The organism is Pseudoxanthomonas sp. (assembly GCF_002863005.1).
Taxonomy (GTDB): Bacteria; Pseudomonadota; Gammaproteobacteria; order Xanthomonadales; family Xanthomonadaceae; genus Pseudoxanthomonas_A.
This window is the reverse complement of the sequence record NZ_PKDG01000013.1, coordinates 1-15,878: the sequence shown is the minus strand read 5'-3', so window position 1 is coordinate 15,878 and position 15,878 is coordinate 1. Positions and strand designations below refer to the sequence as shown.

Below are 15,878 nucleotides of genomic sequence, written 5' to 3'. Positions count from 1 at the left end.
GTGGTGTCCGTCCTGCCCTGCAGGCCGTCCGCCGGGCCGCCGTCTCCCGGGCTATGGGCGACACAATTACTTATCGAGGTGCGTATGTCCCGCGTATGCCAAGTGACCGGCAAGCGTGTGATGACGGGTAACAACGTCAGCCACGCCAACAACAAGACCCGTCGTCGTTTCCTGCCCAACCTGCACGAGCGCCGCTTCTGGGTCGCCAGCGAGAACCGCTGGGTCAAGCTGAAGGTTTCCGCGCACGCGCTGCGCACCATCGACAAGAACGGCATCGATTCCGTTCTGGCCGAGCTGCGTGCCCGCGGCGAAAAGGTCTGAGGAGTAACTACACATGGCATCCAAGCGCGACAAGATCCGTCTGATCTCCTCGGCCAACACCGGCCACTTCTACACGACGGACAAGAACAAGAAGAACACCCCGGGCAAGATGGAAATCAAGAAGTACGACCCGGTCGTGCGCAAGCACGTGATCTACAAGGAAGGCAAGATCAAGTGAAATAGCGGCGCGCATGCTCTGCATGCGCCTATGCCGCTATTTCACCCCGGCGAAGGCCGGGGTCCAGTGCCTCTCAGGAAACCCCGCCTCGGCGGGGTTTTCTGTTTTCCGGCTTCGGCGAGCCAAAAGCTGCCCCTCATCCGTCCTTCGGGCACCTTCTCCCCGCATGCGGGGAGAAGGATTCCGTGGCGGGTTTTCTTTTAGCCGTCTGCCTGCCCAGAATCAGGCATCCCCTCCACGGACACCCGCCCCCCATGGACTGGTCCTACGGCACCGCGCTGCTGATCCTCGACTGGCTGATCCGCCTGGCGGCGCTGTGGTGGATTCCCAGCCGCACCACCCCGGCCGCCGCGCGCAGCTGGCTGCTGCTGGTCGGCTTCGTGCCGCTGCTCGGCCTGCCGCTGTACCTGCTGCTCGGCCACCCGTGGCTTTCGCGGGAACGCATCGAGCGGCAGGCGCGCGCATCGGACGTGATCCGCGAAGAACAGCGCCCCCTCAGCGCCCTGCGCTGGACTCCGCGCGAAGGCGCCGCCGCCGAAATGGCGCCCCTCATCGAACGCCAGGGCGCGTTCATGCCCACGCACGGCAATGCGGTCGCGCTGCTCGACGACTACGACGCTTCGCTGCGCGCCCTGCTGGACGACATCGATTCCGCCACGCAGCAGGTGCACCTGCTGTACTACCTGATGTTCGACGACGCAGTGGGCGAAGCGGTGACCGATGCACTGTGCCGCGCCGCCGGGCGTGGCGTGACCTGTCGCCTGTTGCTCGATGCCGTCGGTGCCAAGCGCGGCCTGCGTGCCTACGCCGCGCGCCTGCGCACGGCCGGCGTGCAGGTGCACGCCATGCTGCCCGGCGGCCTGCAATGGCGCCGCAGTGGCCGCATGGACCTGCGCAACCATCGCAAGGTGGCGGTGATCGACAACGGCATCGGCTACGTGGGTTCGCAGAACCTCGCCGATGCCGTGTTCGTCGCCGGCCACCCGAACCGCGAACTGGTGGCGCGCGTGCAGGGGCCCGTGGTGTCGCACCTGGAAGGGGTGTTCGCCAGCGACTGGTACATCGAAACGGGCGAGCGCCTGGCCGTCCAGCCCGACCTGTCGGTGCAGTCCGAGGACGTATCGACGCAGCTGCTGCCCAGCGGCCCGGCGTACCCGTTCGAGAATGCGCGCGACACCGTCAACGCATTGATCCACCTCGCGCGTCGGCAGGTGGTCCTGACCACGCCGTACTTCGTTCCCGACGACGCGACCCTCAGCGCCCTGCGCATCGCGGCGCTGTCCGGCGTGGACGTACAGCTGGTGCTGTCGGCCACCAACAACCAGACGCTGACCGCGTGGGCGCAGCAGTCGTACTACGAGGAACTACTCGCCTGCGGAGTGAAGATCGCGCTGTATCGCCCGCACTTCCTGCATGCCAAGCACCTGACGGTGGACGACGACATCGCGCTGGTCGGCTCGATCAATCTCGATATCCGTTCGTTCGCGCTCAACGCGGAGATCGGCCTGGTCTGCTATGACGCAGGCGTGGTTGCGCGCATCCGCGCGATCGAGGCCGAGTACCTGGCGCAGGCGGACGCGGTCGACCGCGATGCCTGGCGCCGTCGTCCCGGTTGGCAGCGCAGTCGAGAAGGCATCGCGCGGCTGGCGGACTCGCTGATGTAGCGGCGCGCGGACGTCATCGACCGTTCGCCTACAATGACGGCATGGCATCCGAGACGAACCTTCCCCTGCCGCCCTGCGACCTGGCCATCATCGGCGGTGGCGCGGGTGGCGTGCTGGCGGCGATGCAGGCGCTACGGCAGGCGACCACGCCGCTGCGCATCGTGATGATCGAACCGCGCGACGTGCTGGCGCAGGGCGTGGCCTATGCGACGACGCATGGCGAGCATGTCCTCAACGTACCTGCGGCGCGCATGAGTGCCTTCGACGACCGCCCCGAGGATTTCCTCGACCATGTCGTCGCCACCACGCCTGCCGGCGGCCCCGGTCGCCATGACCTGGCGCACGCGTTCATCGAACGGCGCCGCTACGGCGACTACCTGCGCACGCGCCTGCACGAGATGATCGCCGCCAGTCCGGCGTCGCTGCAGATCGTGCGGGACATCGTGTCCGAGCTCGACGCACGCGCCGACGGCGCGACGCTGCATCTGGCGGCACATGGCGCCCTGCTGGCCCGCGGCGTGGTGATGGCGGTCGGCAACACGCCCAAGCCGCTGCCGGCGCGCGGTGCACCGCAGCTGCCGGAAGGTCGCTCGCTGGCGGCGTGGGACTTCGACGCGGTGAAGGCCCTTCCGACCGATGCCGAGGTCTGCATCATCGGTTCCGGCCTGAGCATGGTGGACACCGTGCTGAGCCTGGCCGACAACGGCCACGCGGGACCGGTCCACGTGCTGTCCCGGCATGCGCTGCTGCCGCTGCCGCACTGCCATGGCGGGGCGGCGACGTTCGACCCCGCCCCGCTGCAGGCCCTCGACCTGCGTGGCCGCCTGCGCTTCCTGCGCCAGGCCGCGCGACAGGCTGTCGCCGATGGCCTGCCCTGGCAGGCCGTGATGGAGCGCATCCGCCCCCATGGCCAGGCGCTGTGGCAATCGATGTCCACGGACGACCAGCGGCGTTTCCTGCGCCACGTGGTGCGCCAGTGGGACGTGCACCGCCATCGCATCGCGCCGGAGGTGCACGCCATGCTGCAGGCGCTGCTCGACCGCGGCCAGCTGCGTCTCCACCGCGGACGGTTGGACACGGTGATGAACGAAGGCCGCCGGCTGCGCGTGACCACGCACACCCGCGACGGCCGCACCGACGAATTCGATGTCGACTACGTCGTCAACGCCACCGGCGTGGAGATGCGCGCCCAGACCATGCGCAATCCCCTGCTGCACGACCTGCTCGGCAAGGGCCATGCGCAGCCGGGGCCGCACGGCATCGGGCTGAAAGCGGCGCGCGACGGCCGCATGGTGGACGCCGACGGCCACGTGCAGCCGCGCATCTTCATACTCGGCAGCCTGCGTATCGGCTGCGTCTGGGAAAGCATCGCCATCCCCGAACTGCGCGGGCAGGCCGAGACCGCCGTGCGCGAACTGCTGTCGCCGACAGCATCCTGATCCGCCGCCGCGCCACCCGGCAGCCGGTACACTCGGCGGCGGGTTGAGCGCCGGGAGAGGGCGTTGGTTTCCAGCTGGATCCTGCTGTTGGTGTCGATCGGCTATGCCGCGCTGCTGTTCGGCGTGGCGTGGTGGGGCGACCGCCGCCCGATGTACCCGGACCGCCCGTGGCTGCGCCCGGTGGTCTACAGCCTGGCGCTGGCGGTCTACTGCTCGTCATGGACCTTCTACGGCGCGGTCGGCAGCGCGGTGCGCAATGGTCTGGGCTACCTGCCGATCTACCTGGGCCCGATCCTGCTGCTGCTGTTCGGCTGGCGCATCATCGAGCGGCTGGCGCTGATCGCGCGCAGCGAGAACACCGTCTCCATCGCGGACTTCATTTCCTCCCGCTACGGCCGCTCGCGCCGGCTGGCCGCGCTGGTCACGGTGATCGCGCTGATCGGCGTGGTGCCTTACCTCGCGCTGCAGTACAAGGCCGTCGCGATGAGCCTGAGCGTGCTGAGCGGCGAAGGCGGCGACAGTGCGCATGGCTTCTTCACCGACCCCGCGCTGTACGTCGCACTGTTGATGGCGCTGTTCGCCGCCCTGTTCGGCACGCGCCAGGTCGATGCCACCGAACATCACCACGGCATGATGCTGGCGATCTCGCTGGAATCGGTGGTCAAGCTGGTGGCGATGATCTCCGTCGGCGTGTTCGCCTATCTGTGGCTGGACGACAACGCCTTCCGTGTCACCAATTCGGCACGCACGCTGTTCGAGAATGCGCCGCCGGTGGGCTTCATCGCGCAGACGCTGCTCGGCTTCCTCGCCATCGTCTGCCTGCCGCGCCAGTTCCACGTGGCGGTGGTGGAATGCAGCGACGTGGGCGACATCCGCAAGGCCCGCTGGCTGTTCGGTGCCTACCTGGTGCTGTTCTCGCTGATGGTCATTCCGGTGGCGGCCGCCGGAGCCTCGCTTTTCGGCGGCACCAGCGTGGCCGACGACAGCTACGTGCTGGCGCTGCCGCTGGCGGAAGGCCGCACCGCGCTGGCGATCATCGCGTACGTGGGCGGCTTCTCGGCGGCCACGGGCATGGTGATCGTGGCGAGCATCGCGCTCGCGACGATGGTCAGCAACGACCTGATCATGCCCGTGCTGCTGCGGCGCGGCTGGGCGGACCACCATGCCGAAGCCGACGTCGCCTCGCGCGTGCTGTGGATCCGCCGCGTGACGATCCTGCTGCTCGCGCTGACGGCGTATTCGTACTACCGCAGCAGCAGCAACGACAGCACGCTGGCGTCGTATGGCCTGATGGCCTTCGCCGCCGTCGCGCAGTTCGCGCCGGGCCTGATCGGCGGGCTGTACTGGCGCGGTGCCAGCCGCCGCGGCGTGGAAGTCGGCATGGTGCTCGGCTTCGCCACGTGGATCTACACCCTGCTGCTGCCGACGATGACGCAAGCCGGTTGGTTCGATGTGCTCTGGCTGCACGACGGTCCGTTCGGCATCCGCTGGCTGCGCCCGCAACAACTGTTCGGCCTGAGCGGCTGGGACACGCTGACGCACGGGACGTTCTGGTCGCTGCTGGTCAACACCGGCGCGATGATGATCGTCTCCGCGCGCTCGCGCCCCGGGGTGGACGAGCGCCTGCGCGCCGCGCCCTTCCTCGACCCCTACGCGCAACGCCCCGCCCTGGTGGCCGGCGAGTGGCCGGGCAGCGTGCGCATCGGCGACCTGCGCACACTGGCCGAGCGCGTCGTCGGCGAACGCCATGCGCGCCGTGCGTTCGCGGAACAGGCGCACCTGCTCGATCGCGACCTGCAACCCAACGCCCCCGCGGACCGTGCCTGGGTGCAGTTCACCGAACGCCTGCTCGCGGCCGCCATCGGCGCGGCGTCGGCGCGCATCGTGCTGACCAGCGTGCTGCGCGGATCGGGCATGGAACTGGGCGAAGTGGTGGCGGTCCTCGACCAGGCCGGACAGGAACTGCGCTTCAACCGTGAAATCCTGTCGACCACGCTGGAGAACATCAGCGCAGGCGTGAGCGTCGTCGACCCCGACATGCGGCTGGTGGCCTGGAACCGCCGCTACCAGCAGATGTTTGGCTACCCCGATGGCATGCTCTACGTTGGCCGTCCCGTCGCCGACCTGATCCGCTACAACGCCGAGCGCGGCGAGCTGGGCGATGGCGATATCGACGCGCAGATCAACAAGCGCATCCGCTACATGCGCGCCGGTTCCCCGCACATCTTCGAGCGCGTGCGCGCCGATGGCCAGGTCATCGAGATGCGCGGCCAGCCGCTGCCGGGTGGCGGCTACGTGACCAGCTACAACGACATCACCGACTTCAAGCATGCCGAAGCGCTGCTGCTGGAGACCAACGAAACCCTCGAGCAGCGTGTCGCCGAGCGTAGCGAGGCGGCCGAACATGCTCAGCAATCCCGCACGCGCTTCCTGGCCGCGATCAGCCACGACGTGCTGCAACCGCTGAACGCCGCGCGCCTGTTCGTCAGCGCCCTGCGCGACAGCGAACAGGGCAGCGACGCGCAGGCACAGGAGCGGCAGCACCTGGCCGAGCGCGTGGATGCATCGCTGCGCGCCGCCGAGGAACTGCTGGATGGCCTGCTGGATGTCTCCCGCCTCGATGCCGGCGGCCTGCACACGCAGATCACCGATTTCGACGCCGGCGAACTGCTGCGTGAACTCGCGGCGCAGTACGCCCCGGTCGCCGCCGGGCGCGGACTGGCGCTCCGCGTCCACGCGCGCGCGATTCCCGTGCGCAGCGACCGACGCCTGTTGCGCCGCGTGCTGCAGAATTTCCTCGCCAACGCCCTGCGCTATACCCGTGCTGGCCGCATCGTTATCGGCATGCGCGCTCGTGGCGACCGCATCGCGTTGCAGGTGTGGGACACGGGACCCGGCATCCCCGAGAACCACATGCGGCAGATCTACGACGAGTTCCACCGCTACCAGCAACCCTTCGACTGGGGTGAGCGCGGACTGGGACTGGGCCTGTCGATCTGCCAGCGCATCTCACGCCTGCTGCAGCACGAACTGGACGCGCGCAGCACCGTGGATCGCGGCAGCATGTTCTCGATCATCGTCCCCCGCGGCGCGCACGTCGTCGAACGTCGCAGCACACGACGCGCTGCCTTGGGCAGCGATTCGCTCGCCGGACTGCGCGTGCTCTGCGTCGACAACGACCGCGAGATCATCGACGGCATGCAGGCCCTGCTCGGCCGCTGGCAGGCAGAGGTCATCACCGCAACGACCGTCGACGAAGCCTTGCAGAAGATCGCCGAAGGCCCGACCGTGATGCTGGTGGACTACCACCTGCACGACCGCCTCGACGGCCTGGCCACCCTCGACGCCCTGCGCGCCGCCAGCCCCGGCCCCATCGCCGGCGCCCTGCTCACCGCCGACGGCCGCGACGAACTCAAGCGCGAAGCCCGCGAACGCGGCTACCGCCTGCTGACCAAACCCGTGAAGCCCGCCTCCCTGCGCGCCTTCCTCGCCGCCCACCACGTACCGGATGCACCGCCCTCGCCCGATAACTGAATCGACTCATGCGAATGGTGACCATGAATCGACACGTGGAACGCACGGATGACAGTCAGCACGCGATCTACACCGTCCCCCGCCGGTCGCCTCATGCATTCATCCAGCCTGCTATCACCAGATGGAGGCCCTGATAATCCCGAACCTCCTCGCTTCTGCCTGATAACACGGGTGCCTCAGGGATGCGGTTCTCGCTGCAAAGGCGGCGAAGCGCTTGTCCGGCAAACCCCAGCCCTCGTTGACGACCATTCCGCTTGGCTGAATACTCGGCGCTATTACCCCGGAATGGGGTCTACTAGGTGTTAGGTGCCATGGGAAAGGTTGCCCGCAACTGGATTGAGCACACCCAGGACTGGCGCGACGAGCCGATGGCCTACTGGGTTCACCTGGAACTAGACGGTGCCGCATGGCGCGCGTCCGAGTCATACAGCCCACCGGCACCTAGGGCCGAGGGCCGCAGCGGCTATCCTGTACTTTGCATCGAGTCACAGGGCTTCACTTTTCGCTTCTCTTCCGCCGCACAGCTTGCCGAGTGTGTAGATGTCCTTCGGCGCAAGCCCCTTCCTACGTCGCGCCGCCTATCCGCTGTTCGTGGTGGCGGGCATGGGCCCAACAGTCATTGGCTTAGCCGCTTGCCAGGCCATATAAAGTCTCCCAAGATTCGACAACGTGCTGTGGAGGATCTCCGCTCAGTGATCTCGGCCATGGCACCTAACAATTCATTCAAGCCGAACCCGCTTCGCGGGTCGGCTTAATTCTGGTGTTAGGCCATCTATGAGGCATCTGCTGCTACTCGGAATTGCACTCCTTGGGATTACTGGCTGCAGCGATTCCACCCCACTGTCCGTGGAGAATCGTTCTGGGGTTTTGCTCCAGTCTGTCGTTGTATCTGGATCAGGCTTCACACAGTCCTTGGGCAATCTCGAGCCAGGCGCCACTGCTACAGCAAAAATTCGGCCACGCGGGAAGTCCGGCCTTGCCCTTTCCTTTGTGGCCTCGGGCAAGAGCGTCGTCTTGCCGCCCTATGGATACTTTGAGGGTGGCGACAGCTATGCTGTCAGCGCAGTGGTCACGCCTGACTTGGACGCCTCGGTTGATTCGCGGCTGCGCCCTCACTAGGCGATGGCCTAACAATTCATTCAAGCCGAACCCGCTTCGCGGGTCGGCTTAATTCTGGTGTTAGGCCCCGAAAGAGACATCTAAGATGGTCGGAAAATTCTTGAAACGTGGCGCGATCGTTGACGTGATCAAGAGCCAGGAGCGCACCAATGCCATCCAAAAGCGGGATGGGCTATCCAAGCACCCGGTTCGCTTTATTACTTGCGGCTGCCCTGATCCAGACTGTGGGGGCTGGCATGCAATCGAAACTGATCGCACTCTTCCGACAGAGGCTGATTGCGCTGAAGCAATTCGCTCACACAACAAGGCTCGCAAATCCAGCAAACGGATCGGGGCCTAACAATTCATTCAAGCCGAACCCGCTTCGCGGGTCGGCTTAATTCCGGTGTTAGGTGGGGAGGCCAAAAGTGGCGGTAGCTCTAGGCTTAGTTGCATTCCTGCTCACCACCACGGGCGATCCGGCTTGTGCCGTCACCTTGTTCAATTCCTCCGGGGTGGACGTATCTGTCCCTATGGAGGGTCGTGATCTTGTACTAGAGCCGAGCGATAGTGCGGCTGTCCCGGTCACTTCGCTGTCTTCACTCGATTTTGGCGCCGTCAACCACCGCTTCTTGGTTTCTACAGCGATGCTCGTTCTTTGTTCGGCCTCACGCCCGGTTGAGGTTGAGGCTCGCTCAGACGGACAGCTCTGGATTAAAGCTGTGGACGAGCAACCCGAGGGCATGCCGCTTAAGCCAGCTCAGTTGCAAGACCTCACCGGCTCCCCACCTAACGATTCATTCAAGCCGAACCCGCTTCGCGGGTCGGCTTAATTCTGGTGTTAGGCTGCAGTGACAGTGACGCGCACATCACACCTAGAAGACCTTCTTCACTTCAGCCGCCCTCTCGCCGACGTGACCCATGATCTATCGGCCTTTTCCTGGGACTCGGAGGAGGACTTGGTCACCTTGGAGTCGGGGCACATCTCGGCCATTCTCGGTCGGTTCCTAGCGGGTGATATTTCAGATGCTGACGTAGAGGCCTGGGCCAATGCTATTGAGTGCCGTGAGGACATCGGCTTTCCCCAGCTCTCGCCGGTCGCTGAGGCAATCTGGGAGCTAGCCAACCCCTTGCTCACCCGCCCACTCACAAGGCAATCTGCTGGCGAGCTGGTTGCAACGTTACATGGCGCTGCAGCCTAACAATTCATTCAAGCCGAACCCGCTTCGCGGGTCGGCTTAATTCTGGTGTTAGGTGCCGCACATGGTTCGCACAGTTGGCGAGGACAAAAGCGAGCAGAAAGTCATTGACGACATTGCCGAGCATGGATGGCACTGCGTCAACATCGTGGCCGAGGGCGAGCACGTCGAGTACTCTTTTACGATTGGCCTGCATCAAACTTACGGGCATCCCGAGCTCATCATCTTTGGCTTGCCTTCAAAAGTCTCACACCAGATCCTCGCGATCGCCGCTGACGCTGCAAAGGCTGGGGCTCCACTCGACTTGTCCAAACCAACTGATGCCCTTCTCAACCAGTATTCCTGCTGTTTTGCTGAGGTCCCGTTCTCAGAGTACCGCGAGCACGTCGGTTATGCCCGCTGGTACTACTTGGGCAACAACTTCCCGCTCTATCAGATTGTTTGGCCATCTCGTTCCGGCTTGTTTCCCTGGCATCATCAGGCAACCTCAGAGTTTCGTGCAGCCCAACCAGTCCTTGGACAGGTCGCGGGCGGCACCTAACAATTCATTCAAGCCGAACCCGCTTCGCGGGTCGGCTTAATTCCGGTGTTAGGCGTGCAATGGCAACCCCAACCATCAAGGAGCAAGATCCGGACGTGCTGGCAGCTTTGCCGTTGAGCGATCTCAATCATGAGATTGGACGCTGCCTCTGGGGTTACGAGAACGGCGAAACATCTCAAGGCCGCAAGTCGTTTTTCAAACGATTGGTAATCCTAGAGGGGATTAGGGAGAAGGTTCATGGCATTCCGGCAAAGCAGCGGGCATTCCGGGCAGGGTGAGGCTGAGTTCATGACTTGCGGACAAAGCACACCTAACAATTCATTCAAGCCGAACCCGCTTCGCGGGTCGGCTTAATTCCGGTGTTAGGCCTCTCTGGAGACAACCGTGAGTTGGGATGTATTGGTGCAGCGCTTTAGCCGTCGGTACGACGATATATCGGATGTACCCGATGACGGAGATAGCCTTCCGCTCGGACCTCTCCTGGCAGTGCGGGATGCCATCTCATCGAGTTTCCCTGGAGCAGACTGGTCAGATCCCGCATGGGGCGTCTTTGACAGTAGCGCCGGATCAGTTGAGTTCAACCTGGGTGACTCGGACCCAGCGGAGAGTCTTATGCTCCACGTGCGTGCGTCAGATCAGATTGTTCCCAAGATACTATCGTTTTGCAGCACTAATGGCTGGCGGGCAATTGATATGTCAACTGCAGAATTCCTAGACAAAGATCCTTTCTCAGGCATTAGGTCATGGCGCGAGTACAGTGCACGTACCGCGGGAGAGGCCTAACAAATCATTCAAGCCGAACCCGCTCCGCGGGTCGGCTTAACTCAAGGTGTTAGCGCCCATGAAGCGAGCTCTTCTGCTACTGATGTTGCCAGCCGGATGTACCAGCTACGCGCCAGCCTCATTGGATACAGATTTAAGCGCGCGTGACGACAGCACCTTGCAGATTTCCGGCACACCGATCTTCAGTGACCTCGGAGAGTCGCTTCTATACCTCTGTCCAGCCGGTCACGCCGGCGACCCGACAGGCAGCTGCCTCGACGTCGTTGCCCCAGTTACGCTCGTGGCCAAATTGCGCAACTCCGCCACCCATTGCATTGCAGTATCTGGCAAGTTCATTGCATTTGGACCGGACCGAGTCGGGCTGGGCAACTACCGCAGTGAAATTGGCTATATTGAGACCACGCACGCAGTTCCCTGTCATGGGCGCTAACAATTCATTCAAGCCGAACCCGCTTCGCGGGTCGGCTTAATTCTGGTGTTAGCCGTCATGCAAAAACTCCTTGTAATCCTAGTATCGGCGCTCCTGGCCGGCTGCCAGAAGGAACCTGCACCTCCTTCCACTACATCATGGAGCGAACTGCAACAAGCAATCTCGTCGACTCCCGCGATTCTGGATACGCAACATGTGACCAGCCTCATCCCGTACGACAGCATCAAGCTAGAGCGCGGCCCATGCTTAGGAGGATGTCCTGTGTACTCAGTGACCTTCTACCGTAATGGAGAGGCATTTCTGACCGACGATTATCTGTTACCAGAAAAATCCATTAAATACTCGGCGCATATCAACTTGAGAGACTTTGCTCGACTTGCACAGTTGGTGCACGCAGCCCAGTCCGCATCGGACCAATCCGAGTACGCAGGCCAGTGGAGAGATGACTACTCAGCCGAGATTACCGTGACAGGTAAAGACGGCCGCTGGACTGTCAGGGACTATGGCCAAGTAGCGCCTTACCAAGTGTGGGCGCTAGAGGAGCTCTTACATAGCCAGCGCATGTCTTCGGAATGGAAAAGGGTGGGCCAATGACGGCTAACAATTCATTCAAGCCGAACCCGCATCAGGTTTCCTAACTTCGGTTCGTTCTGGGTAATATCGGCTTCGGTGCCAACCCAGTGCGGGTCGGCTTAATTCAGGCGTTAGCGCTCAATGGAGATTTCAGATGGGTCTGAGAGCAACAAAATGGACTTTGGCTGTACTTGCGCTCGCTTCTTCTGTGGAAGCGGAGGGTGAGATTAGATTTCATCGGATAAACTTTGACCCTAACAGTGCGACATTGAGGCCCGACTCAATAGCAATCCTCCACGAAGGTGCAGATCTGATGTTGCGCAACCCCGAGATTCGGGCGCGGATAGAGGGTAGCGCGTGCACAACTGAGGAAGGAGCTAACGAGCTATGGTTCCAGAGAGCAATCGCGGCCAGGACGTTCCTACTCCAGCACGGAGTCAATCCTTCTCAGATTGTGGCCATTACTCCGGTCAGCCCTCAATGGCAGGCCGATACCATTAAGGCTGACAAAGCTGAGTGCAGCGAGAGACTGAGAGCAGTCTTCTTTGTTGACGCAAGGATTTCGCCTTGAGCGCTAACAATTCATTCAAGCCGAACCCGCTTCGCGGGTTGGCTTAATTCTGGTGTTAGACCGCATGGAAGATCGGGACAAATTCGGTGATCTCATCATCTCTCCCGGCGAGATCTACGAGGACTGCGCTTTTCATCCGTGCCTTTGTGTGGGCAGCGGCGACGGCGAGGTCTGGGGTATATCGCTTATAGACGGCTCTCAGCCCCGCTCTTGTGATCTACGCATGTGTGGCGTGCGGATCCTGACTCCTGAAGAGGCTTGGGATATAAAGTGTCACGGCCCTTCGGATGTGGATGTCAGGGCTGAGTATCCAGAGGACCGTCGGTGGTGGTCATGATGCGGTCTAACAATTCATTCAAGCCGAACCCGCTTCGCGGGTCGGCTTAATTCTGGTGTTAGGCCGCAATGAAAGCTCACTTTGTTGCCGAGATCCATCTTCTTCCGATTGAGACCGGTAGTCGATCAACTCCGTTGGCATCTGGTAAGTGGCGCACCATTCTTGGCATCGGCAACGAGCACTGGTCTGCCCGCCTTACTTTTGCGGACAGTCCTGGACCCGGCGATACCTTTCATGCCACGGTGCAGCTACTAGTTCCAGATGCACTTAAGCACTTTCCTGTGGGTTCTAATTTCACAGTCTGGGAGAATGGTAACAAAGGGATAGGTCGCGTTTTGTCGGTTGCGGCCTAACAATTCATTCAAGCCGAACCCGCTTCGCGGGTCGGCTTAATTCTGGTGTTAGGCCGCCATGAAGATCCCCATCAACGTTGTCGGCAGCATCCTCAACAGCGGCAAAGTGGCTCACCGAGTCAGGGTCGCTGATGACGCGGACGACACCGGTGGCTTTCTGATTCACGAGTGGTGGGATGGCTCAGAGGGCCCCAACGAGCGTCGAGGCTTTGATTCGTGGGTTGATAGCCGCAATGATCTGCAACAGTTCTTTGCGGAGTCGGGCTGGCAGATCGACTGGTCGGCCTAACAATTCATTCAAGCCGAACCCGCTTCGCGGGTCGGCTTAATTCCGGTGTTAGCCCCAATGAAAGTTATCGTCCTTCTGATGCTTTTCTGGGCGCCTATCGCGCCCTTGGCTGCAAAGTGTGGCGATAGATTCCTTGTCTTTTCTGGATCTGTCGCAGACAAGCAAGGCAATCCTGTCAAATCTGCACTAGTGGGCGTTGCTTGGTCGGAGAACTCCATGCCAAGTGGTCCCGCCATGTCGCTCACGGATTCAGCAGGCCGCTACTCCATTCCTATCAGCTTTAACACATACTCGGGCCATTCTGCTTTACGAGGCGACAGCTGCAAAGGTGTTCTTAAGAGAGTGTCCGTATCCGCTTACACTGATTCGGAGCGATCATGGCCCCTGATTCTGGATATCGATTCCAAGTCACAGGTTGATGTTCCTTTGCTAGAGATCGTCTTTCCAATCCAGCGCGAGCCAACTTGGCCACATGAGGTTGGGGCTAACAATTCATTCAAGCCGAACCCGCTTCGCGGGTCGGCTTAATTCAGGGGTTAGGCGTCATGGAGGCATCGTCTTGCGTGAAAGAGATCAAGGCTACTTGGGCTGCACTGCACGGTGAAGGCATGAGGCTTGAGCTCTCGTGCGAGATCGAAGGCCAAGAACGCTACTTCGCAAGCTTTTTGGCCGATGAGGCAGATGACACACTGTTCTTTGAGATGGCGGTATCAGGCAGTAGCGTTCGAGTCCCTGTGGCGCAGCTTGAGTCTTTGATTGCGGACGCCAAGCGTGAAGTTCACTCTGAGTCTTGGTATGACAAGAATCCCGCGGGCGGCGATGACGCCTAACAAATCATTCAAGCCGAACCCGCTTCGCGGGTCGGCTTAATTCCGGTGTTAGACGGCAAGGAGAGTTCGTGAGCATCGTTGCAAACTACGCAAGGCTTGCACCTGCACAAGTTTCCCAGCTGAGCGTTCGAGCTGGCTCTGATCCAAGTGCAGTCATCTCTAGCCTTCCTGGCGCCGAGGTGATTGACGTTGATCAGGCATGGGAGCCAATTGCTTGGCTAGCTTCAAGCACAAAGCGACTGGAGGACGAGCACAACTGGCGGGTGATGTCGGACCCTGATCTAGATGATGCGTTCATTGCTGAGAGCAACGCTAGATTGGACGCGGCCCCAGTCGACCTACCTTTAGTCGCAATTGAGGGCAGATCGGAAAAGCGTATAGATGTGATCGACAGCGGCATGGGCCCCGCCGCAGTGTTTGATCCAGCACAGGTCCAGGAGCTTTCTGCAGCCTTGCATACCCTGCAGGATGACGACCTTCGGAATGCACTCGATCCCGAACTCATGGATGAGATGCAAGTGTTCCCCGGTTACTGGATGGAGGAGACCGACTTGCTAGATACGTACATTCTTCCGAATCTACGCAAACTCCGTGTGCTCTACGCTGCGGCCGCTAGCGCAGGGCAAGCAGTTGTTGTGTGGTACACGTAGTTGCCGTCTAACAATTCATTCAAGCCGAACCCGCTTCGCGGGTCGGCTTAATTCAGGCGTTAGACCGCTATGCAAGATGCATTGCCAATTTGGGAACAACTGAGAATCGAGTATCCCGATCGGGCTAGTCGTGTGGCTGATCACCTTGAGCCCGTGGTTGGCTCCGCCCAAGATTTTGTGGAGAGGCTTCTTGATCTCAGGCAATCCGCCTCAATCGGAAATGACAAGTGCGGCACTATTGGCAATCCTTACGAGCAACCTGCAGAGGACTTGTCAGTTCTGCTGAGTGCCGCAGAGCGCATCTCGGGCTTAGCTGCCAGGGCTCGCTGGGAGCGGCCTAACAATTCATTCAAGCCGAACCCGCTTCGCGGGTCGGCTTAATTCCGGTGTTATACGTGGGTGGGGCTTTGGTCGTTGTCGGCTTCGGTTGCCACTCGATCATGCGGTGGCTGCGGCTTCGGTGCTGATCGATTGTTGATACAAGTCGGCCGGGCGCGCTCTTCTGGCTTCGCTTCACTCGGCTTCGGACGCATCGTTTTCGCGCCGCACGGCCTCCGGATGATCTTCCGACTTGCGGACCGGCGTCGCTGTCGGCTTCGGTCTTTACGGGCCCCACCCTGCTACGGGCTGGCGGCGAGTGATTTCCTGCTCCCGGATGCTCCGGGCCCGTTGCAGGCCGCAGGCTTCGGGCTTACCTTGGCGCATAACTATTCGTTCAAGCCGAACCCGCTTCGCGGGTCGGCTTAACTCAAGGTGTTAGGCGGCGGGGGAACCAAAATGGCAGCCAGAGCAGTGTTCGTTCTTCTCGCGTTGTTTCTTTCTGCCTGTGCCATTAAGCGATCCGAGCTTCCTCCGCCTCCCGAGCAACCCGCAATCTTGATTGATGACCCAAAGACTTGTTGCGATCCTTGCATCAAGCCAAAGGTGACCTCGGAGAACAGCGAGCCAAGATGCCCTGACCCGCAGCCTAACAATTCATTCAAGCCGAACCGGTAGTTCCTACGGTTTAGTGGACACCTTGACCTAACCCTCAGGAGTGTCCCCATGCCAAAGCCGGGCCCCAGAACCACCCATCGCTACAGCAATGC

Annotated in this window: 10 protein-coding genes; all 10 read left to right on the top strand. The window is 61.7% G+C overall.

Annotated elements, in window-relative coordinates; translation table 11 throughout:
- Positions 1-84 precede the first annotated feature (84 nt).
- The 10 genes from rpmB to CYU89_RS03685 all read left to right on the top strand — a co-directional run bounded on the left by rpmB (position 85) and on the right by CYU89_RS03685 (position 14,790).
- A complete protein-coding gene (gene rpmB / locus CYU89_RS03730; RefSeq protein WP_192273867.1) occupies positions 85-321 on the top strand; it encodes a 50S ribosomal protein L28 in 237 nt (78 codons plus the stop codon).
- Between the two features lie 13 nt (positions 322-334).
- Positions 335-499 (top strand): 50S ribosomal protein L33, encoded by a 165-nt coding sequence (gene rpmG / locus CYU89_RS03725; RefSeq protein WP_027070918.1) that lies wholly within the window; start codon positions 335-337, stop codon positions 497-499.
- A 254-nt stretch (positions 500-753) separates the two neighbouring features.
- The gene (gene cls, locus CYU89_RS03720; RefSeq protein ID WP_296278879.1) at positions 754-2,163 is read left to right on the top strand and encodes a cardiolipin synthase; all 1,410 of its coding nucleotides are present in this window, start codon (positions 754-756) and stop codon (positions 2,161-2,163) included.
- A 41-nt stretch (positions 2,164-2,204) separates the two neighbouring features.
- Complete coding sequence (locus CYU89_RS03715) at positions 2,205-3,602, top strand: FAD/NAD(P)-binding protein (protein WP_296278878.1); 1,398 nt, start codon at positions 2,205-2,207, stop codon at positions 3,600-3,602.
- 63 nt (positions 3,603-3,665) lie between these two features.
- Positions 3,666-7,136 (top strand): PAS domain-containing hybrid sensor histidine kinase/response regulator, encoded by a 3,471-nt coding sequence (locus CYU89_RS03710; RefSeq protein ID WP_296278877.1) that lies wholly within the window; start codon positions 3,666-3,668, stop codon positions 7,134-7,136.
- 2,361 nt (positions 7,137-9,497) lie between these two features.
- Positions 9,498-9,974: a DUF4262 domain-containing protein gene (locus tag CYU89_RS03705; protein WP_296278876.1), complete on the top strand. Its 477-nt coding sequence runs from the start codon at positions 9,498-9,500 to the stop codon at positions 9,972-9,974.
- 59 nt (positions 9,975-10,033) lie between these two features.
- A complete protein-coding gene (locus CYU89_RS03700) occupies positions 10,034-10,252 on the top strand; it encodes a hypothetical protein (protein ID WP_296278875.1) in 219 nt (72 codons plus the stop codon).
- A 2,827-nt stretch (positions 10,253-13,079) separates the two neighbouring features.
- Positions 13,080-13,310, top strand: a complete 231-nt coding sequence (locus tag CYU89_RS03695) for a hypothetical protein (RefSeq protein ID WP_296278874.1) — start codon at positions 13,080-13,082, stop codon at positions 13,308-13,310.
- Between the two features lie 563 nt (positions 13,311-13,873).
- Positions 13,874-14,140, top strand: a complete 267-nt coding sequence (locus CYU89_RS03690; RefSeq protein ID WP_296278873.1) for a hypothetical protein — start codon at positions 13,874-13,876, stop codon at positions 14,138-14,140.
- 68 nt (positions 14,141-14,208) lie between these two features.
- On the top strand, positions 14,209-14,790 hold the full coding sequence (locus CYU89_RS03685; protein WP_296278872.1) for a DUF1877 family protein: 582 nt from the start codon (positions 14,209-14,211) through the stop codon (positions 14,788-14,790).
- Positions 14,791-15,878 lie beyond the last annotated feature (1,088 nt).